Genomic DNA, 21945 nt, shown 5'->3' on the forward strand with positions numbered 1-21945 from the left:
GCTGTGACACGCGGTGCCGGGGACATCCCGTCATCCGGCTCATCCGGCTCATCCGGCCGGGTCGGTCGGCGTCTCGTGGCGTAGGACGAGGACTGCGGCGTCGTCCGTGTGGCCGGTGAGGTCGGCCACCTTGATCACCTCGGCGGCAAGCTCGTCGGGCTCGGTGCGGACGCCGTCGCGCACCAGCTGCGCCACCTCCTCGAGACCGGCCTCGATCGGGAAGGACGGCCCTTCGACCACCCCGTCGGTGAGCAGCACCAGCACCTCGGGGCTGGTCAGTTGCCGCTTGCTCACCGGATACTCCGCACCCGGTGCCACGCCGAGCGGCAGACCGCCGGGCTCCTGGCCGATACCCCCGTGGCCGTCGGCCTTCGCCCAGATCGCCGGGACATGCCCGGCGCGGGCGTGGAGCAGCTCCCGGGTGGCGGGGTTGAACCGGAGAAAGCTGCAGGTGGCGAAGAGCTCGCAGTCCATGGAGAGCAGCAGGTCGTTGGCGCGGCTCAGCATCTCGCCGGGGTCGTCGGTGGCGGTGGCCACCGCGCGCATGGCGATGCGGATCTGGCCCATGAGGGCCGCTGCCTCCACATCGTGGCCCTGGACATCGCCGATGGAGAAGCCGAGTGTCCCGTCGGCCATCCGGAATCCGTCGTACCAGTCCCCGCCGATGTCGAGCCCGTTGCGGGCGGGTGCGTACCGGGCCGCGGTCCGCAGCCCCGGCACCGTCGGCAGCGTGGACGGCAGCAGCCCCCGTTGCAAAGCCTCGGCCAGTTCCACCCGGGCCCGCTGCACCTCGGTCTTCTCCAGGGCCTGGGTGGTCAATCGCCCAAGTGTGGCGAGCAACGTGTCGGTGTCAGACGGATTGCGACGCCTTCGGCGCATGGCCCCTCCGAACCACATCGGGTCCGCGGCTGCCGGGCTCCGTGCCGGACCGCGGCCCGGTTCGGGACCGTGAGCCGGAGAGATCGGGTCGTGAGCCCACCTTCACAGTATCCACCGGCTCCGGCTTGGGCTCTTCCCCGAGACCGCTCAGCGGCCGCCCGACTCAAGATCAGGACGAGGCGTGGACGGCCGCCCGCACCGCCTCCGGCACCGGTGTCGCACCGCCGATCAGCTCCAGGGTGCGGCCCGCCGAGCGCGGTTCGTCCAGCAGTTCCACCAGCACCGCCGCCACGTCGTCACGGGTCACCGCGCCGCGTCCGGTGGACTCTGCCAGCCGCACCCGCCCGGTGCCGGGGTCGTTGGTGAGGCGGCCGGGCCGCAGGATCGTCCAGTCCAGGCCCGCCCGGGCGCGTACATCGGCGTCCGCGGCGCCCTTCGCCTTGAGATAAGCCGCGAAGACCGGATCCGTGCCCGCCGGGGGCTCGTGGTCGGCCCCCATGGCCGAGACCACGATCAGGCGCCGCACCCCGGCGGCCTCGACCGCGTCGGCGAACAGCGCGGCCGCACCGCGGTCCACGGTGTCCTTGCGTTCGATGCCGCTGCCCGGGCCCGCCCCGGCCGCGAACACGGCGGCGTCGGCGCCGTCCAGATGCCGGGCCAGATCCCCGGCCGATGCCGACTCCAGGTCGCACACGACCGGTTCGGCGCCCGCCGCGAGCAGGTCGCCCGCCTGTTCGGGACGGCGGATGACACCCGCCACCTCGTCACCGCGCCCGGCGAGCAACCGCTCCAGCCGCAGCGCGATCTGACCATGTCCACCAGCGATGACAATGCGCATGATCCGACCGTAACGCCGAACCGGAGGTCAGGGCGTGGCCGATGGGTCGGTGCCGCGCGGCGCCTGCCGGGGCAGGTCCAGCGCCACCGAGCCGGGCACCTGGCGGTACTCGCGCACCGCGCTGGTACGCGCCACCACCCGTCCCCGGTGCACCACCAGCCGGCTGTACCCGAGCGACAGGGCCCCCGCGATCCCGCCGCCCCGCACGGCCAGCAGCTCCGCCGGGAACCCGGCCTCGATCCGCACCTCGGCCAGCCCCATCGCCGCCCGCGCCCGCCCGCTCACCGCCTCGTAGGCCTGCTCCGGACCGAGCTCGCCGTGCGAGGCCAGCAGAAAGGCGGCCTCCAGCGGATCGCCGCGGCCCACCGGGTTGGCCGCATCGCGCACCGCCCCGCTGCCCGCCGCCACCCGCACCCCAGCCGCCCGCAGCAGGCGCACCGGCGCGCAGCGCGAGACGCCGTACCGGCCGGCGCCGCAGTCGCCCTGGGGCAGGCACACCACCGTCACCCCGGCGGCCGCGAGCTGTTCGGCGGCCCGTACCGCGAGCTCGTGCGGCAGCCGTCCCAGCCCGCCGCAGGGGCCCAGGGTGACGCCCGGGCGCAGCCCGCCGGCCATCGCGGCGAGCCGGGCCAGCCGGGCGGGGTCGTCGCCGTCCGTGTGCAGGTCGACCGCGCACCCGTGCTCGGCGGCGACCTCCAGGACGGCCTCCGCATAGCCGGTCGGGTCGGGGTCCAGGTCCGGGCAGCCGCCGACGGCCGTCGCGCCCATCTTCACCGCGTCCCGCAGCATGGCCAGTTCATCGGCCCCGGCGGTCCCGGTGAGCAGCCGGGGGACCGCGACCGCGGTGAGGTCGGTGAGCTCGCGCAGCGCCCGGCGGGCCTGCAGCACGGCCTCCAGCGAGCGCAGCCCCTGTACATCGCCGATCCGCACATGGGAGCGCAACGCGGTTGCGCCATGGCCGAGTTGCAGCAGGGCGGCCTCGGTGGTCCGGCGCAGCACGTCCTCCGGCCCGAAGGGGACCGGCCCGCCGAGGTCGGCGGTCAGCGCGGTGTCGCAGTGCGCGTGCGGTTCGGCGGGGGCGGGCAGCAGCAGATAGCCGGCGAGGTCACAGCGCACCCCGGGGGCCAGGCTGCCGGTGGTGCCGACGGCCTCGATGCGCCCGCCGCTGATCCGTACGTCCACCGTGCGGCCGTCCGCGAGGTGGGCGCCGCACAGCAGCAGGGGGTTCTCGCCGGGTCCGCCGCCGGAGGGGCCACTGGCCGGGGACGAGGCGTCGCCATCGGGGTTTCTCGCGGGCTGCGGCTGATTGTCGGGCATTGCGCTCCCTACGGGGCCGGGGCAGGCATTCACGCAGCGTGGTCCGAGCCTAGGCCGAGCACCGAGCGGGTTCGTGCAAGCCGACGACGAGCGGGGAATAGTCGTACTGGTGTGGCCCTCGGGACGGCCGAGGAAGCCCTGGTGAGGGGTGCGGCCATACGGATTTCACCTTCGGCCGCGGAGCGTGTAATGTCTTCCTCGCTCGCCCCAATAGCTCAGTCGGCAGAGCGTCTCCATGGTAAGGAGAAGGTCAACGGTTCGATTCCGTTTTGGGGCTCTGGTGTGAGAGGTTTCCTCGTCTTCGGGCGGGGAGTTCTCCCGCATCACAGCGGTGTAGCTCAGTCGGTAGAGCAAGCGGCTCATAATCGCTGTGTCACCGGTTCAAGTCCGGTCACCGCTACACACAGTAGCCGATTGCGGGGTCGGTCCTCCGATCGGCTACTCTTTTCTGCGTTAATCCGTCCATCCGTCAAGGAGCACTCACGTGGCTGCCACCGACGTCCGCCCAAAGATCACGCTGGCCTGCGTGGAGTGCAAGGAGCGGAACTACATCACCAAGAAGAACCGGCGCAATGACCCGGACCGTCTTGAGATGAAGAAGCACTGCCCGCGTTGCAACGCGCACACCGCGCACCGCGAAACGCGATAGCGCACGTCTCGTTCATGAGGCCGTCCCCAATTCCTGGGGGCGGCCTCATGGCGTATCCCCTCCAGGAGGTGCCGATGGGGCTCGACCAGTCCTTCGTCGGACGCACGTATCCGGCCGGCCCGGCCTATGAGGTCGGCCGGGAGAAGATCCGCGAATTTGCCGAGGCCATCGGCGATATGAATCCGGCGTACACCGACCCCGAGGCCGCCCGGGCGCTCGGCCACGCCGATGTGATCGCTCCGCCGACCTTTGTGTTCGCGATCACCTACCGGGCCGCCGGGCAGGTGATCCAGGACCCGCAGCTGGGGCTGGACTACAGCCGCGTGGTCCATGGCGACCAGAAGTTCGCCTACACCCGCCCGGTCCGCGCCGGCGACCGGCTGGCCGTCACCTCCACCATCGAGACGGTCAGGTCGATGGCGGGCAATGATGTACTGACGGTCCGTGGCGAGGTCCACGACCAGGACGGCGGACATGTGGTGACCGTCCATACGATGCTGGTGGCGCGCGCCGCCGAGGAGGCGTGATGGCTGCCCGGGTTTCGTACGACGACGTCGAGGTCGGCACCGAGCTGCCCGCGCAGGCGTTCCCGGTGACCCGCGCGACCCTGGTGCGCTACGCGGGCGCCTCGGGCGACTTCAATCCGATCCACTGGAACGAGAAGTTCGCCAAGGAGGTCGGTCTGCCGGACGTGATCGCGCACGGCATGTTCACCATGGCCGAGGCGATCCGCGTGGTGACCGACTGGGCCGGCGACCCGGCGGCGGTGACCGAGTACGGGGTGCGCTTCACCAAACCGGTCGTCGTGCCCGATGACGACCGTGGCGCGGTCGTCGAGGTCAGCGCCAAGGTCGCGGCCAAGCTGGAGGACCGTAAGGTCCGGGTCGACCTGGTGGTCATGAGCGCGGGACAGAAGGTGCTCGGCATGTCCCGGGCCGTGGTCGGGCTCGCCTGAGACCGGGGGCGCATAGCGCCCCTTTTCTCCCTTGACGAAGTTAGTAATCGACCACTAACTTACTTCCCATGGTCAGGATGAGTGCGGAGGAGCGGCGCGAGAGCGTCATTCGGGCGGCGATCACCGAGTTCGCCCGGGGTGGCTACGTCGGCACCTCCACCGAGGCGATCGCCCGTCGGGTGGGGGTCTCACAGCCGTATCTCTTCCGGCTCTTCCCCGGCAAGCAGGCGATCTTCCTGGCGGCGGCCAACCGCTGCATGCGGGAGGTGCAACGGCTCTTCGAGCGGGCCGCGCAGGACGCACCCCCCGAGGAGGCCCTGCATGCCATGGCGGCCGCGTACCAGCGGATGATCGCCGATGACCGCGACATGCTGATGATGCAGATGCAGATCTTTGTCGCGGTCGCGTCGGCCGAGGCCTCGGGCGATCAGGAGTTCGGCCGGGCGATCCGGTCCACCTGGCTGGAGCTATGGGACTCGGCCCACCTCCTGCTCGGCGCCGACGCCGGTGAGAGCACGCAGTTCTGGGCGTACGGGATGCTCGTCAACGCCCTTGTCTCGCTGGGCTTTCCCGCCGACCACCGGGTGTGGGGCGGCTTCTACGAATCGTCCCAGCCGCCGAAGTGAGCGGGCTTCCGCATGCCCAGCAAACTTAGTGATCAATAACTAATAAACCTAGGGGGAGCAGTGCACAAGAGGCCAGTCTGGGCCCTGATAGTCAGCAGCATCGCGGGCTTTATGGCGGCCCTCGACAACCTGGTCGTCACCACCGCCGGTCCGTCCATCCGCAAGGACCTCGGTGGAGCGCTCGAGGATCTCGAATGGACCGTCAGCGCCTACACCCTCACCTTCGCCGTCCTGCTGATGTTCGGCGCCGCACTGGGCGACCGCTTCGGCCGCCGCAGGCTCTTCACCATCGGCATCGCGATCTTCACGGCATCCTCCGCCGCCGCTGCCCTGGCCACCGGGATCGACGGCCTCATCGCCGCCCGCGCCGTCCAGGGCGTGGGCGCCGCGATCATGACACCGCTGAGCCTCACCCTGCTCACCGCGGCCACCCCGCCCCACCGGCGCGGCATGGCCTTCGGCATCTGGGGCGCGGCCAACGGCCTGGCCGTCGCCAGCGGCCCGCTCATCGGCGGCAGCCTCACCGAGCACATCTCCTGGCACTGGATCTTCTGGCTGAACGTCCCGCTCGGCCTGCTCCTGCTGCCGCTGGCCCGCTTCCGGCTGGCCGAGTCCTTCCCCCATGGCCCTAAGGGCATGGGAGGTGCCCCCATGCCCGGCGCCCGCCTGGACGTCCCCGGCACCCTCCTGGTCAGCGGCGGCCTCTTCGGCATCGTCTTCGCCGTGGTGAACGTCAACACCCATGGCTGGACCAGCGCCCGCGTCCTCACCGGCCTCATCGCCGGAGCCGTCCTCATCGGCGGCTTCATCCACCATGGCATCCGCGGCAAGAACCCCATGCTCCCCATGAGGCTCTTCCGCAGCCGGGCCTTCAGTGGCATCAATGCCGCCGGCCTCCTGATGTTCCTCGGCATGTTCGGCTCGATCTTCCTGCTCAGCCAGTTCCTCCAGTGGGTCCTCGGCTACTCGCCCACCGAGGCGGGGCTGCGCATGCTCCCGTGGACGGGCATGCCGATGCTGGTCGCCCCCCTCGCGGGCTATCTCTCCGACCGGATCGGCGGCCGCGTCGTGGCGATCGCCGGCCTGACCCTCCAGGCCTGCGGCCTGGCGCTCTATGCCCTGGTGATCTCGCCGGACGTCTCCTACCCGGCCCAACTGCCCGCGCTGATCATCAGCGGCATCGGCATGGCGCTCTACTTCGCGCCCGCCGCCGCCCTGGTGATGGCCGGCGTCCGCCCCGCCGAGCAGGGCATCGCCTCCGGCGCCAACAGCGCACTGCGCGAGGTCGGCGGCTCCCTCGGCGTGGCGATCCTCGGCTCGGTCTTCTCGGCCCAGGGCGGATACGGCTCACCGAAGACCTTCGTGGACGGAATAACACCCGCGCTCTGGATCGGCGCGGCCGCGGTGGCCGCCGCCGCGGTGGCCGCGGCGCTCATCCCCCGCCGCCCGGTCCGCCAGGAGCCCGTGGCGGACCTCAGCGCGGAGCGTCCACGGGCCGGGGCCGCCGCAGCATGACGGTGGCGAGGGTGGTCAGCAGGGTGCTGGCGATCACTGCCCCCCAGGTGTGCCGGAAAGCGTCCAGGGTGGCCTGCGGGCTGCCCGGGGTCCCCATCACGCTCACCACCACCGCGACGCCCAGCACCGCGCCGACCTGCCGGGCCATCGTGGTGACCGCCGAGCCGGTCGCGAAGCGCTCGGGAGGCAGCGCGGTGGCGGAGGCGCCGATCAGCGGCGGCAGGGTCAGGCCCACCCCGACCCCGGTGAGCAGCATGCCCGGCAGCAGCTCGGCCGCATAGGAGGGGGCGGTGTCAACGGCCGTGAGCCACCAGGCGATCCCGGCGGCGAACACCACGGTGCCCAGAGCCGCCAGCCGTCCGGTTCCCAGCCGCCGCACCAGCGGCCCGCTGCCCATGGTGATCAGCGGCACCAGCAGCGGGCCCGGCGCGACCGCCAGCCCCGTACGCAGCGCCGAATAGTGCCAGACCTGCTGGCACCAGAGCACGGCCGTCAGCAGCATGCCCGAGAAACCGACGGTGAAGAGCAGCGCCGCCACATTGGCCCCGGCGAACGTCCTGATCCGCAGCAGCGGGAGCTCGACCACCGGCGCCGGGTGCCGGGCGGACCGGACGAGGAATCCCGCCACCAGCAGCCCGGCCGCCACCAGGAAACCGATCACCCGGACCGAGCCCCACCCCCAGGCATCGGCCTTCACCAGCGCCACGGCCAGCGCCGCTATGCCCAGCGTCAGCAGGCCGGCGCCCACCAGATCCGGCAGCGGCCCGGTCTCCTTCCGGGGCACCCGCGGCAGGATCCGCAGCCCGGCCGCCACCCCCGCGACCCCGACCGGCACATTGACCAGGAAGATCCACCGCCAGTCCGCCTCCACCAGCAGCCCGCCGACCACCGGTCCCAGACCGGCGGCGATGCCGCCGATGGACGCCCATACCCGCACCGCCTTCCCCCGCCGCTCGGCCGGTGTCGCCGCGAGCAGCAGCGCCAGCGAGGTCGGCATCAGCATCGCCGCCCCCACCGCCTGCACGGCGCGCGCCGCCACCAGCACACCGACCCCCGGCGCGATCGCGCACCCGGCCGAGGCGACCGTGAAGACGGTGAGCCCGAGGAGGAACACCCGCCGGTGCCCGCTGCGGTCGGCGATCCGCCCGGCGACCACGAGCAGCGCCGCGAAGACGATCGCGTACCCGTTGAGGACCCAGGACAGCGAGGCCAGGGTCGAGCCGTGGAAGTGCCGGTTCATCGCGGGCAGGCCCACATTGACGATAAAGAGATCGAGATTGGAGACGAACACCGCGGCGGACACAACGGGCAGCACGCCCTTGCTGCCACTGCTCACCCTAGGGTTTGATTTTCCAACTATGGTCACGAACGGCGAGGCTAGTGACCGTAAGTTTGAAATCACAACCCTCTATGGGAAACTGGCCCCGTGTCCTCGACCACACCGCTGCCACGCCCCCCGGAGCCACTGCCCGGTCGCCCCTGTTCGGCCGCCGCCGCCCTGCAGGTCGTCGGCGACAGATGGGCGCTGCTCGCCGTGCGGGAGCTCTTCTACGGCAACCACCGCTTCGACCGCATCGCCCGCAACACCGGCGCCCCCCGGGACCGCCTCACCGCCCGCCTGCGCGCCCTGGAAGAGGCGGGCGTGGTGGAACGCCGTGTCTACAGCGAACGCCCCCTACGCCACGAGTACCACCTCACCGACGCCGGCCGGGACCTGGCACCGGTCATCCGCGCCCTGGTCGTCTGGGGTGACAAGTGGCTCCTGGAAACGCCCCCCGTCACCTTCCACCACTGCGATGACCACCCGCTGTCCGCCGCCTGGAGCTGCCGCACCTGCGGCCGCGAGATCGAAGCCTCCGAGGTGACCCTGGAAGTCCACACCCCGGGCTGGGACCGCACCGGCCCCATCGCCTGAGTCGAAAACCCACCGAACGCGACGGCCGCTCACCACCCCCCGTACCCTGGGCCCCGTGCAGGAACTCCACGACGCCCCCCTCGCCCCCCTGACCACCTTCCGCCTCGGCGGCCCGGCAACCCGCCTGATCACGGCCACCACCGACGACGAGGTGGTCTCGGCCGTACGGGAAGCGGACGCGGCCGGCACTCCGCTGCTGATCATCGGCGGCGGCAGCAATCTGGTCATCTCCGACCAGGGCTTCGAGGGAACCGCCCTGCGCATCGCCACCACCGGCTTCGAGCTGACCGGCACCCACCTCGAACTGGCCGCCGGCGAGAACTGGTCCGACGCCGTGGCCCGCACGGCGGAGGCCGGACTGGCCGGCATCGAGTGCCTCGCCGGAATCCCCGGCTCCGTCGGCGCCACCCCGATCCAGAACGTCGGCGCCTACGGCCAGGACGTCTCCCAGACGATCACCGAGGTGGTCGCCTACGACCGTCGCACCAACCGGATCGTGACGATCCGCAACGCCGACTGCGCCTTCTCCTACCGCCACAGCCGCTTCAAGCAGGACCCCACCCGCCATGTCGTCCTGCGCGTCCGCTTCGCCCTCGAGGACGCCGGCGGCCTCTCCGCACCCATCAAGTACCCGGAGACGGCCCGTGCCCTGGGCGTCGAGGCGGGCGACCGGGTCCCGGCCGCGACGGCCCGCGAGACGGTGCTCAAGCTGCGTTCCGGCAAGGGCATGGTCCTCGACCCCGAGGACCACGACACCTGGTCGGCCGGGTCGTTCTTCACCAACCCCGTCCTCACGAAGACGGAGCACGGCGCGTTCCTGGCCCGGGTGGCCGACCGGCTCGGCCCGGACGTCACGCCGCCCGCGTTCCCCGCGGGCGACGGCATGGTGAAGACCTCGGCCGCCTGGCTGATCGACAAGGCGGGCTTCACCAAGGGCTACGGGCCCGGCGCGGCCCGCATCTCGACCAAGCACACGCTCGCCCTCACCAACCGCGGCGGCGCCACCACCGAGGACCTGCTCACCCTCGCCCGCGAGGTGCGCGACGGGGTGCGCGAGGCCTTCGGGGTGACCCTGGTCAACGAGCCGGTCACCGTGGGCGTGGCGCTGTAGCGAGCCACTCGTCCACGCCCGCCAGCAGCCGCCCCCGCACCCCCTCCGGCGCCCGCGACGCCCGTACCGACTGCCTGGCCAGCTCCGCCAACTCCCCGTCCGTGAAGTCATGGTGCTCGCGGACCAGCTCGTACTGCGCGGCGAGGCGGGAGCCGAAGAGCAACGGGTCGTCGGCACCGAGCGCTATCGGCACCCCGGCCTCGTACAGCACCCGCACCGGCACGTCGCCCGGCTTCTCGTAGACGCCGAGGGCCACGTTGGACGCGGGGCACACCTCGCAGGCGACCCCGCGCTCGGCGAGCTTGCGCAGCAGGCGCGGGTCCTCGGCGGCCCGTACGCCATGCCCGACCCGCCCGGCGTGCAGGTCGTCCAGGCAGTCCCGCACGCTCCCCGGGCCCGCGAGCTCGCCACCGTGCGGTGCGGCCAGCAGCCCCCCGTCCCGCGCGATCTGGAACGCGCGGTCGAAGTCGCGGGCGAGCCCGCGCCGTTCGTCGTTGGAGAGCCCGAAGCCGATGACCCCGCGGTCGGCATAGCGCACGGCGAGCCGGGCCAGGGTGCGGGCGTCCAGCGGATGCTTCATGCGGTTGGCGGCGACGAGCACCCGTATCCCGAGGCCGGTGTCCCGCGATGCGCGGTCCACCGCGTCCAGGATGATCTCCAGCGCGGGAATCAGCCCGCCCAGCCGCGGTGCGTACGAGGTCGGGTCGACCTGGATCTCCAGCCAGCCGGCTCCGTCCCGGACGTCCTCCTCGGCGGCTTCCCGCACCAGCCGCTGGATGTCCTCGGGAGAGCGCAGACACGACCGCGCGATGTCATAGAGCCGCTGGAACCGGAACCAGCCCCGCTCGTCCGTGGCCCGCAGCCGGGGCGGCTCACCGCCGCTCAGGGCCTCGGGCAGGTGCACCCCGTACTTGTCGGCCAGCTCGAGCAGGGTCGAGGGGCGCATGGACCCGGTGAAGTGCAGGTGCAGATGAGCCTTCGGCAGGACCCTGACATCACGAACGTTCTCCATCCCGAGATCCTGCCGCACCGGTGTAACAAGCGGAAGGCGCTTTCCACGATCGGGGAGTGGACCGAAAGCAAAAACGGGCCCCGGCCGACGGCCGGGACCCGCCACCGGGCAGGGAATCAGTCCCGCGCCTCGGCCAGCAGCTTCTGGATCCGGGAGACGCCCTCGACGAGGTCCTCGTCGCCCAGCGCATAGGACAGCCGCAGATAGCCCGGCGTGCCGAACGCCTCCCCGGGGACGACCGCGACCTCGACCTCTTCCAGGATCAGCGCGGCCAGCTCCACGGAGGAGGCGGGCCGCTTGCCGCGAATGTCCTTGCCCAGGAGCGCCTTCACGGACGGGTAGGCGTAGAACGCGCCCTCCGGCTCCGGACACAGCACACCGTCGATCTCATTGAGCATGCGCACGATCGTGCGGCGGCGGCGGTCGAAGGCGGCCTTCATCTCCTCGACGGCCTTCAGATCACCCGAGACGGCGGCCAGCGCGGCGCGCTGGGCCACGTTGCTCACGTTGGAGGTGGCGTGCGACTGGAGGTTGGTCGCGGCCTTGACGACGTCCTGCGGGCCGACGATCCAGCCCACCCGCCAGCCGGTCATGGCGTAGGTCTTGGCGACGCCGTTGACCACGATGCACCGGTCCCGCAGCTCCGGCACCACCACCGGCATCGAGCTGAACTGTGCGTCGCCGTACACCAGATGCTCGTAGATCTCGTCCGTCAGCACCCACAGCCCGTGCTCGGCGGCCCAGCGGCCGATCTCCTCGACCTGGGCGCGCGGATAGACGGCGCCGGTCGGGTTGGACGGCGAGACGAACAGCAGCACCTTGGTGCGCGCGGTGCGGGCCGCCTCCAACTGCTCGACGGAGACCCGGTAGCCAGTGGTCTCGTCCGCCACGACCTCCACCGGGATGCCACCGGCGAGGCGGATGGACTCCGGGTAGGTGGTCCAGTACGGGGCCGGGACGATGACCTCGTCGCCCGGGTCGAGGATCGCGGCGAAGGCCTCGTAGATGGCCTGCTTGCCGCCGTTGGTGACCAGTACCTGGGAGGCCTCGACCTGGTAGCCGGAGTCGCGCAGCGTCTTCGCGGCGATGGCGGCCTTGAGCTCGGGGAGGCCGCCGGCCGGGGTGTAGCGGTGGTTCCTGGGGTCGCGGCAGGCGTCGACGGCGGCCTCGACGATGTAGTCCGGGGTGGGGAAGTCCGGCTCACCCGCGCCGAAGCCGATGACCGGACGCCCGGCGGCCTTGAGGGCCTTGGCCTTGGCATCCACGGCGAGGGTCGCGGACTCGGAGATCGACCCGATGCGGGCGGAGACCCGGCGGTCGGTGGGAGCCTGGACGGCGGGGAAGGGGGAAGTGGCATCGGTCATACAGGCATGGTCCCAGACCCGGGACGCACGGGGCACGCGAGTTGAGCGGGAGCCGGTTCCGGGGACTTCGCGGGGGCCCGCGCCTTTGTCTGTTCGACGCTGGGCTCCGAAGCACGTACACTCATGCGTCGTTGGCCCCTCACAGGCGACTCCGCTCCAAGCACAACATGTGTCCGGACGGATGCGGTACGTTGGGGGAACCACAAAGGGTCGTAGCTCAATTGGTAGAGCACTGGTCTCCAAAACCAGCGGTTGGGGGTTCAAGTCCCTTCGGCCCTGCTACACGCATCATCACCAGGGTGCGTGCGCGCGTACGTACTGATGCACCGCCGTGCGGCTCAACCGGGCGCGGCACGGCCACGACCCGGATTCAGGTGAGGACGTAGTGACGGAAGCCCTTGGCTCCACCGCGACGCCTGAGAGCGGTCGTCCCGAGGACGAGGTGCCCGTCAAGAAGGGCCGCCGCGGTGGCAAGCGCGGCAAGAAGGGCCCGCTGGGCCGTCTCGCGCTGTTCTACCGCCAGGTTGTCGCGGAGCTTCGCAAGGTCGTCTGGCCCACTCGGAACCAGCTCTCGACGTACACCACCGTGGTGATCATTTTTGTCGTCATCGTCATTGGTCTGGTGACCGTGATTGACTATGGGTTCAACAACGCCGTCAAGTACGTCTTCGGCTGAGCCCGCCCGCGCGAGCAAGGCGGTCGCCCCCGGGAGGGTTTCCGGAGGACCGTCTTTTTCGCACGTTCCACCCCTTGAAGCCAGGAAGAAGCAGCCACAGTGTCTGACCCGAACCTGAACGACGCCGCCGAGCCCGTCGAGTCGGCAGCGGCGGCCGACGTCGATGCCGCGGCTGCCTCGGCCGAGGTCGAGGGTGATGACACCTCGCAGGAGATCGTCGAGAACGCCGACGGCGCCGATGAGCTCGATGCCGAGGACGCCGCCGCCGGCGAGCCGGCCGAAGAGGCCGCACTGCACGTCGAGAGCGACGAGGAGGCCGCCGCGGCGGAGGCCGAGGAGTCCGCTGCCGCCGAGGCGCCGGCCGATCCCGTCGAGGCGCTCCGCGAGGAACTGCGCGGGCTGCCCGGCGAGTGGTACGTCATCCACACCTACGCGGGCTACGAGAACCGTGTGAAGACCAACCTCGAGCAGCGCGCCGTCTCGCTGAACGTCGAGGACTACATCTTCCAGGCCGAGGTGCCGCAGGAAGAGGTCGTCCAGATCAAGAACGGCGACCGCCGCACCGTCCGCCAGAACAAGCTCCCCGGCTATGTGCTGGTGCGCATGGACCTGACGAACGAGTCCTGGGGCGTCGTCCGCAACACCCCGGGCGTCACCGGCTTCGTCGGCAACGCCTACGACCCCTACCCGCTGACCCTGGACGAGATCGTCAAGATGCTCGCCCCGGAGGCCGAGGAGAAGGCCGCCCGCGAGGCCGCCGAGGCCGAGGGCAAGCCCGCCCCCAGCCGCAAGGTCGAGGTCCAGGTGCTGGACTTCGAGGTCGGCGACTCGGTCACGGTCACCGACGGCCCGTTCGCCACCCTGCAGGCCACGATCAACGAGATCAACGCCGACTCGAAGAAGGTCAAGGGCCTCGTCGAGATCTTCGGTCGCGAGACCCCGGTCGAGCTGAGCTTCGACCAGATCCAGAAGAACTGATCTTCCGGACGACCCCCGGCTTCCGACCAGGTCAGATCCGCCCCATGGGCGGGTCTGACCTCTCGGTTTTTGGCCCGGCCACGTTACCCGTTATCGTGGTGCGGTATGCCTGCGCGCAGTGTGTCGCGGGCAAAAAACTCTCACTAGGACCCGGAGAGAGCAATGCCTCCCAAGAAGAAGAAGGTCACGGGGCTCATCAAGCTCCAGATCCAGGCCGGTGCCGCCAACCCGGCTCCGCCGGTCGGCCCCGCGCTGGGTCAGCACGGCGTCAACATCATGGAGTTCTGCAAGGCCTACAACGCCGCGACCGAGTCGCAGCGTGGCATGGTCGTGCCGGTGGAGATCACGGTCTACGAGGACCGTTCCTTCACCTTCGTCACCAAGACCCCGCCGGCCGCGAAGCTGATCCTCAAGGCCGCCGGTGTGGACAAGGGCTCCGGCGAGCCGCACAAGACCAAGGTCGCCAAGATCACCGAGGCGCAGGTCCGCGAGATCGCCACGACCAAGATGCCCGACCTGAACGCCAACGACCTGGACGCCGCGTCCAAGATCATCGCTGGCACCGCCCGTTCCATGGGCATCACGGTCGAGGGCTGACAACGCGGCGGGCTGAGTTCCCGCTGTCAGGCACCACCGTGGGAGGGCCGGCGCCGGCCCGCACCACGACTCCATAGCTACTGAGGAGCAGCAGTGAAGCGCAGCAAGACTCTCCGCGCTGCGGATGCCAAGATCGTCGCGGACAAGCTGTACGCGCCGCTCGAGGCCGTCCGTCTCGCCAAGGAGACCTCCACCAGCAAGTTCGACGGCACCGTCGAGGTCGCCTTCCGCCTGGGTGTCGACCCGCGCAAGGCCGACCAGATGGTCCGTGGCACCGTGAACCTTCCGCACGGCACCGGCAAGACCGCCCGGGTCCTGGTCTTCGCGACCGGTGACCGTGCCGAGGCCGCGCGTGCCGCGGGCGCCGACATCGTCGGTGCCGACGAGCTCATCGACGAGGTCGCCAAGGGCCGTCTGGACTTCGACTCCGTCGTCGCCACCCCGGACCTCATGGGCAAGGTCGGCCGCCTCGGCCGGGTGCTCGGTCCCCGTGGTCTGATGCCGAACCCGAAGACCGGCACGGTCACCCCGGACGTGGCGAAGGCTGTCACGGACATCAAGGGCGGCAAGATCGAGTTCCGCGTCGACAAGCACTCGAACCTGCACTTCATCATCGGCAAGGTCTCCTTCGACGAGACCAAGCTGGTGGAGAACTACGCCGCGGCGCTCGAGGAGATCAACCGCCTCAAGCCGTCCGCCGCGAAGGGCCGCTACATCAAGAAGGCGACCCTGACCACCACGATGGGCCCCGGCATCGCGCTGGACGCGAACCGCACCCGCAACCTGCTGGTCGAGGAAGACCAGGCAGCCGTCTGACCGGTCCCGCACTGGGCGTGAGTCCGGCCCCGCACCCCTTGCCGGGTGCGGGGCCGGACTGTGTTCAACGTTTTAACGCTCCCCTTGCCGGGTGCCCCGGTGTCACTGTCGGACCTCTGGGTTATCGTGCGAACGATCGATATCGGAAAACCTCCAAGGGGTGGGACATGGCCAGGTCCACGAGCCGCCGCGTCGGCATCGCACTTTCGGCTGTCGCGGTTCTCGCGGGAGCCGCCGCCTGTTCGTCGGACAGCGGCGACAAGAAGGAGTCCAAGAGCGACTCCAAGGCCGCCGCCGACCGCACACCGGCGCAGGCCCTTCAGGCCGCCTACAAGAAGACCGCCGATGTGAAGTCGGCCAAGGTCCATATGACGATGTCCATGCCCGCCGAAGCCTCCGCGGCCGGTGGCGACATGGAGATGAACGGCGTCATGGGCTGGAGCCCGTCGGTCATGGATCTGACGATGAGCGGCGCCGCGCTCTCCGGCAAGGGGGGTCCCGGGGCGACGCGCATGCTGATGGTGGACGGCATCGTGTATATGCAGATACCGGAGAAGTCCGCCGGGGACATGCCCGAGGAGATGCGCGGCAAGAAGTGGATGAAGTTCGACCCCCAGGCCGCCATCAAGGAATCCGGTAATCCGGAGCTCCAGAAGATGAAGACCCCGGGCATGGACGACATGAACCAGGACCCGGCCAAGCAGATGGCCCTGCTGCTGGACTCGCCCAATCTCAAGCGGGTGGGCGAGGAAAAGGTCAACGGTGTGCAGACCCAGCACTACAAGGGCACCCTGACCGTCGACGAAATGCTCAAGGGCAATAAGTCGGCCCAGGTCATGGACCCCAAGGACCGCGAGAAGCTGCTCGAGAACATCAAGAAGAGCGGCATCAAGGGCTATGACACCGAGTTCTGGGTCAACAGCGACGACCTGCCGGTGAAGATGAACATGGGTATTGACAGCCCCAAGGGCAAGCTCAAGATGGCTGTCGACTACACCGACTACGGCGCCAAGGCCAATGTGCAGGCCCCGCCTGCCGACCAGACCATGGACCTCTTCAAGATGCTCAAGGGCGCGGGCCTGAACAAGAAGACCCCCGGAGCGGACGACAGCGGCCTGGCCGGCTGAGGCCGATTTGCCTGACCGCAGGTCGCTCGCCTATCGTGTCCGGGAAGCCAAAGACCGCTGGTCGTTGTCGTGTCTCCGTTCGGAGGCGCGGTGGCCGAAGGATCCGCTAGCTGCGGGCGACCTGCGCAGGTGACTGTGGTTGAACTCCCAGGTGGACGGCAAGTCCATGAGGTCGAGTCACGCCCCGAGCGCCCGCGCCGGGGCGTTTCGTTTTGCCCAGGTCCCTTCCGCCCTAGCGGTCCGAATCACCCGGAAGGAGGCCGAGGCTCATGGCGAGGCCCGACAAGTCTGCCGCGGTTGCCGAGCTGACGGACAAGTTCCGCAGCTCCAACGCCGCCGTGCTGACCGAGTACCGCGGTCTCACCGTGGCGCAGCTCAAGACGCTGCGCCGTTCACTCGGTGAGAACGCGGACTACGCCGTGGTGAAGAACACGCTGACCAAGATCGCGGCTCGTGAGGCCGGGATCGACACGCTCGAGGACCAGCTGTTCACTGGTCCGACGGCGGTCGCCTTCGTCACCGGTGACCCGGTGGAGTCGGCGAAGGGTCTGCGCGACTTCGCCAAGGACAACCCGAACCTGATCATCAAGGGCGGTGTCCTTGACGGCAAGGCGCTGTCCGCCGATGAGATCAAGAAGCTTGCGGACCTCGAGTCCCGCGAGGTTCTGCTCAGCAAGCTGGCCGGTGCCATGAAGGGCAAGCAGTCCCAGGCTGCCTCGCTCTTCCAGGCGCTGCCGTCGAAGCTCGTCCGCACCGTGGATGCGCTTCGCGCCAAGCAGGCCGAGCAGGGCGGTGCCGAGTAATTCGGCTCGCACATTGACCGTCGCCGCCTGAGGCGCCGGTCACAGCGGGCCCAACATACGCCCGCCGACATGTACACCCGGCACCAGCCGATTTAGTGGAAGGACCGCCATCATGGCGAAGCTCAGCCAGGATGACCTGCTCGCGCAGTTCGAAGAGATGACCCTCATCGAGCTCTCCGAGTTCGTGAAGAAGTTCGAGGAGAAGTTCGACGTCACCGCCGCCGCTGCCGCGCCGGTCGTCGTCGCCGGTGGTGCCGCTGGTGGCGCCGCCGCCGAGGCCGCCGAGGAGCAGGACGAGTTCGACGTCATCCTCACCGCCGCCGGTGACAAGAAGATCCAGGTCATCAAGGTCGTGCGTGAGCTGACCTCGCTGGGTCTGAAGGAGGCCAAGGACCTCGTCGACGGCACCCCGAAGCCGGTCCTCGAGAAGGTCGCCAAGGACGCCGCGGAGAAGGCCGCCGAGGCCCTCAAGGGCGCCGGCGCCTCCGTCGAGGTCAAGTAACACCTGCCGGCCCGGGCCGCGGTTCGCCGCGGTCCCGGCCGGACAACTCAAGGGCGATCACCCATGCGGGTGGTCGCCCTTGGGCGTTCCCGGGACGGCTGCGCGGCGCTGTCGGCGGGGGCGAGTATGGTGATCTTCGTTGCCCTGCGGTGGGTGGTCCGGACGGGCCGCCACACCCGCCCCAGCGGCGGGTTCAGCGATGGTCCAGACGGTCTTCCGGGCACCGCCCGGCGGCCGGAGGGCCTTGACGAACGGCACGCCGCGCGCAATTCTCAGGACGCAGTGACTCCTGGAGTCGCTTCGATCCACCGTCCGAGGCATGGATCGACGACAGACAGGGAAGTATCGTCGTGCGCTTCCGGACGACACCGGGCGCGCTGGGCGGCGAGGACAACAGGATCCCGGAGGGAGAGATTGGTATCGCACCGGTCTCGGGAAATCCGCTCTGGACATCAGTGGGCCAAGTGGCTACACTGACCCTTTGCGCTGCCTGTTAGCTGCTCCCTGCCCGTCACCAGGGGCATGCCCACTGCCGAGCACACTGATGGAAACCCCCTTGAGCTGGGATTTCTCTCCGTACGCACGGAGTGGGGCCGGTACGCGCGTAGTGAGTCCGAGCCCTCGGAAGGACCCCCTCTTGGCCGCCTCGCGCAACGCCTCGACCGCCAATACGAACAACGGCGCCAGCACTGCCCCGCTGCGCATCTCTTTTGCGAAGATCAAGGAGCCCCTCGAGGTTCCGAACCTCCTTGCGCTGCAGACCGAGAGCTTCGACTGGCTGCTCGGCAATGCCGCCTGGAAGGCTCGCGTCGAGGCTGCGCTGGACAGTGGTCAGGACGTCCCCACCAAGTCCGGTCTGGAGGAGATCTTCGAGGAGATCTCCCCGATCGAGGACTTCTCCGGGTCGATGTCGCTGACCTTCCGCGACCACCGTTTCGAGCCGCCGAAGAACTCCATCGACGAGTGCAAGGAGCGCGACTTCACATACGCGGCTCCGCTCTTCGTCACCGCGGAGTTCACCAACAACGAGACCGGTGAGATCAAGTCTCAGACGGTCTTCATGGGCGACTTCCCGCTCATGACGCCCAAGGGCACCTTCTGCATCAACGGCACCGAGCGTGTCGTGGTCTCGCAGCTGGTCCGCTCGCCCGGTGTCTACTTCGATTCCTCCATCGACAAGACGTCCGACAAGGACATCTTCACCGCCAAGATCATCCCGTCCCGGGGTGCCTGGCTGGAGATGGAGGTCGACAAGCGCGACATGGTCGGTGTCCGCATCGACCGCAAGCGCAAGCAGTCCGTGACCGTCCTGCTCAAGGCCCTCGGTTGGACGACCGAGCAGATCCTCGAGGAGTTCGGCGACTACGAGTCGATGCGCGCCACCCTGGAGAAGGACCACACCCAGGGCCAGGACGACGCGCTGCTCGACATCTACCGCAAGCTGCGTCCGGGCGAGCCGCCGACCCGTGAGGCCGCGCAGACGCTGTTGGAGAACCTCTACTTCAACCCGAAGCGCTACGACCTGGCCAAGGTCGGCCGCTACAAGGTCAACAAGAAGCTGGGCGCGGACGCCCCGCTCGACGCCGGTGTGCTGACCGTCGACGATGTCATCGCGACGATCAAGTACCTGGTGAAGCTGCACGCCGGTGAGGTCGAGACGGTCGGCGAGAACGGCACCTCGATCGTCGTCGAGACCGATGACATCGACCACTTCGGCAACCGTCGTCTGCGCAATGTCGGCGAGCTCATCCAGAACCAGGTCCGCACCGGTCTGGCCCGTATGGAGCGCGTCGTCCGGGAGCGGATGACCACCCAGGACGTCGAGGCGATCACGCCGCAGACCCTGATCAACATCCGGCCGGTCGTCGCCTCCATCAAGGAGTTCTTCGGCACCAGCCAGCTGTCCCAGTTCATGGACCAGACCAACCCGCTGTCGGGTCTGACCCACAAGCGCCGGCTGTCGGCGCTGGGCCCGGGTGGTCTCTCCCGTGAGCGGGCCGGCTTCGAGGTCCGTGACGTTCACCCGTCGCACTACGGCCGCATGTGCCCGATCGAGACGCCGGAAGGCCCGAACATCGGTCTGATCGGCTCGCTCGCCTCCTACGGCCGGGTCAACGCCTTCGGCTTCGTCGAGACCCCGTACCGCAAGGTCGTCGACGGCCAGGTCACCGACGAGGTGAACTACCTGACGGCCGACGAGGAAGACCGCTTCGTCATCGCGCAGGCCAACGCTCCGCTCACCGAGGACCTGCGGTACGCCGAGGCCCGGGTGCTGGTCCGCCGCCGTGGTGGCGAGATCGACTACGTCGCCCCGGACGAGGTCGACTACATGGACGTCTCGCCGCGCCAGATGGTGTCGGTCGCGACCGCCATGATCCCGTTCCTTGAGCACGACGACGCCAACCGCGCGCTCATGGGATCGAACATGATGCGCCAGGCCGTTCCGCTGATCAAGGCCGAGGCGCCGCTGGTCGGCACCGGCATGGAGTACCGCTGCGCGGTCGACGCCGGTGACGTCATCAAGGCCGAGAAGGACGGTGTGGTCCAGGAGGTCTCCGCGGACTATGTCACCGTCGCCAACGACGACGGCACGTACAACACCTACCGGGTCGCCAAGTTCTCCCGCTCCAACCAGGGCACCTCCTTCAACCAGAAGGTCGTCGTGGACGAGGGCGCCCGCGTGGTCACCGGCCAGGTGCTCGCCGACGGTCCGTCCACGGACGAGGGCGAGATGGCGCTCGGCAAGAACCTGCTCGTGGCGTTCATGCCGTGGGAGGGCCACAACTACGAGGACGCGATCATCCTGTCGCAGCGCCTCGTCCAGGACGACGTCCTCTCCTCGATCCACATCGAGGAGCACGAGGTCGACGCCCGTGACACCAAGCTGGGCCCCGAGGAGATCACCCGGGACATCCCGAATGTCTCCGAGGAGGTCCTCGCCGACCTCGACGAGCGCGGCATCATCCGCATCGGTGCCGAGGTCGTGGCCGGCGACATCCTGGTCGGCAAGGTCACCCCGAAGGGCGAGACCGAGCTGACCCCGGAGGAGCGCCTGCTCCGCGCGATCTTCGGTGAGAAGGCCCGTGAGGTCCGTGACACCTCGCTCAAGGTCCCGCACGGCGAGATCGGCAAGGTCATCGGCGTCCGCGTGTTCGACCGCGAGGAGGGCGACGAGCTGCCGCCGGGCGTGAACCAGCTGGTCCGCGTCTATGTCGCCCAGAAGCGCAAGATCACCGACGGTGACAAGCTGGCCGGCCGGCACGGCAACAAGGGCGTCATCTCCAAGATCCTGCCGGTCGAGGACATGCCGTTCCTGGAGGACGGCACCCCGGTCGACATCATCCTCAACCCGCTCGGTGTCCCGTCCCGGATGAACCCGGGCCAGGTCCTCGAGATCCACCTCGGCTGGCTGGCCAGCCGTGGCTGGAAGGTCGAGGGCAGCGAAGAGTGGATGCAGCGTCTGCAGGCGATCGGCGCCGACGAGGTCGCGCCGGGCACCAATGTCGCGACCCCGGTCTTCGACGGTGCCCGCGAGGACGAGATCGCCGGTCTCTTCGAGTCCACGATCCCCAACCGTGACGGCGAGCGCATGGTGCTCCCGTCCGGCAAGGCCCGGATGTTCGACGGCCGCTCCGGCGAGCCGTTCCCGGACCCGATTTCGGTCGGGTACATGTACATCCTCAAGCTGCACCACCTGGTCGACGACAAGCTGCACGCCCGCTCGACCGGCCCGTACTCCATGATCACCCAGCAGCCGCTGGGTGGTAAGGCTCAGTTCGGTGGCCAGCGCTTCGGTGAGATGGAGGTGTGGGCGCTGGAGGCATATGGCGCCGCATACGCCCTCCAGGAGCTGCTGACCATCAAGTCCGACGACGTCACCGGCCGTGTGAAGGTCTACGAGGCGATCGTCAAGGGCGAGAACATCCCCGAGCCCGGCATCCCCGAGTCCTTCAAGGTGCTCATCAAGGAGATGCAGTCTCTGTGCCTCAACGTGGAGGTGCTGTCCTCGGACGGCATGTCCATCGAGATGCGCGACACCGATGAGGACGTCTTCCGCGCGGCGGAGGAGCTCGGTATCGACCTGTCCCGGCGCGAGCCGAGCAGCGTCGAAGAGGTCTGACGGGTCTGGTGGGCGGCTTTCCCCAGAGAGCCCCCCACCTCCCCCATAGCCCTGAACGGGCATGGGGGGACCCCCATCCGGACCCTCAGACCACTGATGTAGAGCCCATAACCTCGCTCACGCGAGAGGGCACGAACCCTGAAAG

At 69.4% G+C, this 21945-nt stretch carries 21 protein-coding genes and 3 tRNA genes; 18 read left to right on the forward strand and 6 right to left on the reverse strand.

Features of this window, described 5'->3' with window-relative positions; translation table 11 throughout:
* Nucleotides 1-48 precede the first annotated feature (48 nt).
* The 3 genes from ABCR83_RS09295 to ABCR83_RS09305 form a co-directional block, all read right to left on the reverse strand.
* Nucleotides 49-879, reverse strand: a complete 831-nt coding sequence (locus tag ABCR83_RS09295) for a PP2C family protein-serine/threonine phosphatase (protein ID WP_462694388.1) — start codon at nucleotides 877-879, stop codon at nucleotides 49-51.
* A gap of 169 nt (nucleotides 880-1048) precedes the next feature.
* The gene (locus ABCR83_RS09300) at nucleotides 1049-1717 is read right to left on the reverse strand and encodes an NAD(P)H-binding protein (protein WP_462694389.1); all 669 of its coding nucleotides are present in this window, start codon (nucleotides 1715-1717) and stop codon (nucleotides 1049-1051) included.
* A gap of 27 nt (nucleotides 1718-1744) precedes the next feature.
* Nucleotides 1745-3034 carry an amidohydrolase family protein gene (locus ABCR83_RS09305; RefSeq protein ID WP_462694390.1) on the reverse strand — a complete coding sequence of 430 codons (1290 nt, stop codon included), beginning with the start codon at nucleotides 3032-3034 and terminating at the stop codon, nucleotides 1745-1747.
* 204 nt (nucleotides 3035-3238) lie between these two features.
* Between ABCR83_RS09305 and ABCR83_RS09310 the strand changes: the two genes are divergently transcribed.
* The 7 genes from ABCR83_RS09310 (at nucleotide 3239) to ABCR83_RS09340 (ending at nucleotide 6779) form a co-directional block, all read left to right on the forward strand.
* Nucleotides 3239-3311, forward strand: a tRNA-Thr gene (locus tag ABCR83_RS09310).
* 50 nt (nucleotides 3312-3361) lie between these two features.
* Nucleotides 3362-3434: transfer RNA gene (locus ABCR83_RS09315), tRNA-Met, on the forward strand.
* Nucleotides 3435-3518: 84 nt separating this feature from the next.
* Nucleotides 3519-3683: a 50S ribosomal protein L33 gene (gene rpmG, locus ABCR83_RS09320; protein WP_004571794.1), complete on the forward strand. Its 165-nt coding sequence runs from the start codon at nucleotides 3519-3521 to the stop codon at nucleotides 3681-3683.
* A gap of 74 nt (nucleotides 3684-3757) precedes the next feature.
* Entirely contained in the window at nucleotides 3758-4210 is a 453-nt protein-coding gene (locus ABCR83_RS09325) for an FAS1-like dehydratase domain-containing protein (RefSeq protein ID WP_462694420.1), read from the forward strand.
* Nucleotides 4210-4638 carry a MaoC family dehydratase gene (locus ABCR83_RS09330; protein WP_462694391.1) on the forward strand — a complete coding sequence of 143 codons (429 nt, stop codon included), beginning with the start codon at nucleotides 4210-4212 and terminating at the stop codon, nucleotides 4636-4638. Before ABCR83_RS09325 ends, ABCR83_RS09330 begins: the two co-directional genes overlap by 1 nt.
* A gap of 68 nt (nucleotides 4639-4706) precedes the next feature.
* Nucleotides 4707-5264, forward strand: coding sequence for a TetR/AcrR family transcriptional regulator (locus ABCR83_RS09335; protein WP_462694392.1), 558 nt, complete (start codon nucleotides 4707-4709; stop codon nucleotides 5262-5264).
* Between the two features lie 60 nt (nucleotides 5265-5324).
* Entirely contained in the window at nucleotides 5325-6779 is a 1455-nt protein-coding gene (locus ABCR83_RS09340; protein WP_462694393.1) for an MFS transporter, read from the forward strand.
* Here ABCR83_RS09340 and ABCR83_RS09345 read toward each other — a convergent pair.
* Entirely contained in the window at nucleotides 6739-8115 is a 1377-nt protein-coding gene (locus ABCR83_RS09345; RefSeq protein WP_462694395.1) for an MFS transporter, read from the reverse strand. The two genes, ABCR83_RS09340 and ABCR83_RS09345, sit on opposite strands and share 41 nt — an antisense overlap.
* Before the next feature lie 90 nt (nucleotides 8116-8205).
* On the opposite strand from ABCR83_RS09345, the gene ABCR83_RS09350 reads away from it, so the two are divergent.
* Together ABCR83_RS09350 and ABCR83_RS09355 are read left to right on the forward strand one after the other, a co-directional pair.
* Nucleotides 8206-8694 carry a winged helix-turn-helix transcriptional regulator gene (locus ABCR83_RS09350; protein WP_462694396.1) on the forward strand — a complete coding sequence of 163 codons (489 nt, stop codon included), beginning with the start codon at nucleotides 8206-8208 and terminating at the stop codon, nucleotides 8692-8694.
* A gap of 55 nt (nucleotides 8695-8749) precedes the next feature.
* Nucleotides 8750-9805, forward strand: coding sequence for a UDP-N-acetylmuramate dehydrogenase (locus tag ABCR83_RS09355; protein WP_462694397.1), 1056 nt, complete (start codon nucleotides 8750-8752; stop codon nucleotides 9803-9805).
* On the opposite strand, the gene ABCR83_RS09360 is transcribed toward ABCR83_RS09355, so the two are convergent.
* Together ABCR83_RS09360 and ABCR83_RS09365 are read right to left on the reverse strand one after the other, a co-directional pair.
* Nucleotides 9783-10817, reverse strand: coding sequence for an adenosine deaminase (locus ABCR83_RS09360; protein WP_462694398.1), 1035 nt, complete (start codon nucleotides 10815-10817; stop codon nucleotides 9783-9785). The genes ABCR83_RS09355 and ABCR83_RS09360 overlap by 23 nt on opposite strands.
* Before the next feature lie 116 nt (nucleotides 10818-10933).
* Nucleotides 10934-12181, reverse strand: coding sequence for a pyridoxal phosphate-dependent aminotransferase (locus tag ABCR83_RS09365; RefSeq protein WP_462694399.1), 1248 nt, complete (start codon nucleotides 12179-12181; stop codon nucleotides 10934-10936).
* 206 nt (nucleotides 12182-12387) lie between these two features.
* On the opposite strand from ABCR83_RS09365, the gene ABCR83_RS09370 reads away from it, so the two are divergent.
* From ABCR83_RS09370 to rpoB, 9 genes are all read left to right on the forward strand, one after another.
* A tRNA-Trp gene (locus tag ABCR83_RS09370) sits at nucleotides 12388-12460 on the forward strand.
* 106 nt (nucleotides 12461-12566) lie between these two features.
* Nucleotides 12567-12857, forward strand: a complete 291-nt coding sequence (secE, locus tag ABCR83_RS09375) for a preprotein translocase subunit SecE (RefSeq protein WP_462694400.1) — start codon at nucleotides 12567-12569, stop codon at nucleotides 12855-12857.
* 99 nt (nucleotides 12858-12956) lie between these two features.
* Nucleotides 12957-13835: a transcription termination/antitermination protein NusG gene (gene nusG / locus ABCR83_RS09380; protein WP_462694401.1), complete on the forward strand. Its 879-nt coding sequence runs from the start codon at nucleotides 12957-12959 to the stop codon at nucleotides 13833-13835.
* Nucleotides 13836-13997: 162 nt separating this feature from the next.
* A complete protein-coding gene (rplK, locus tag ABCR83_RS09385) occupies nucleotides 13998-14432 on the forward strand; it encodes a 50S ribosomal protein L11 (RefSeq protein ID WP_436753372.1) in 435 nt (144 codons plus the stop codon).
* 93 nt (nucleotides 14433-14525) lie between these two features.
* Nucleotides 14526-15248 (forward strand): 50S ribosomal protein L1, encoded by a 723-nt coding sequence (rplA, locus tag ABCR83_RS09390; RefSeq protein WP_462694402.1) that lies wholly within the window; start codon nucleotides 14526-14528, stop codon nucleotides 15246-15248.
* A 167-nt stretch (nucleotides 15249-15415) separates the two neighbouring features.
* A complete protein-coding gene (locus ABCR83_RS09395) occupies nucleotides 15416-16375 on the forward strand; it encodes an SCO4651 family lipoprotein (protein WP_462694403.1) in 960 nt (319 codons plus the stop codon).
* 269 nt (nucleotides 16376-16644) lie between these two features.
* On the forward strand, nucleotides 16645-17178 hold the full coding sequence (rplJ, locus tag ABCR83_RS09400) for a 50S ribosomal protein L10 (RefSeq protein WP_462694404.1): 534 nt from the start codon (nucleotides 16645-16647) through the stop codon (nucleotides 17176-17178).
* A gap of 112 nt (nucleotides 17179-17290) precedes the next feature.
* Complete coding sequence (rplL, locus tag ABCR83_RS09405) at nucleotides 17291-17680, forward strand: 50S ribosomal protein L7/L12 (RefSeq protein ID WP_462694405.1); 390 nt, start codon at nucleotides 17291-17293, stop codon at nucleotides 17678-17680.
* 637 nt (nucleotides 17681-18317) lie between these two features.
* A complete protein-coding gene (gene rpoB / locus ABCR83_RS09410) occupies nucleotides 18318-21800 on the forward strand; it encodes a DNA-directed RNA polymerase subunit beta (RefSeq protein WP_462694406.1) in 3483 nt (1160 codons plus the stop codon).
* Nucleotides 21801-21945: the final 145 nt, after the last annotated feature.

It is taken from the genome of Streptomyces xingningensis (assembly GCF_054957865.1).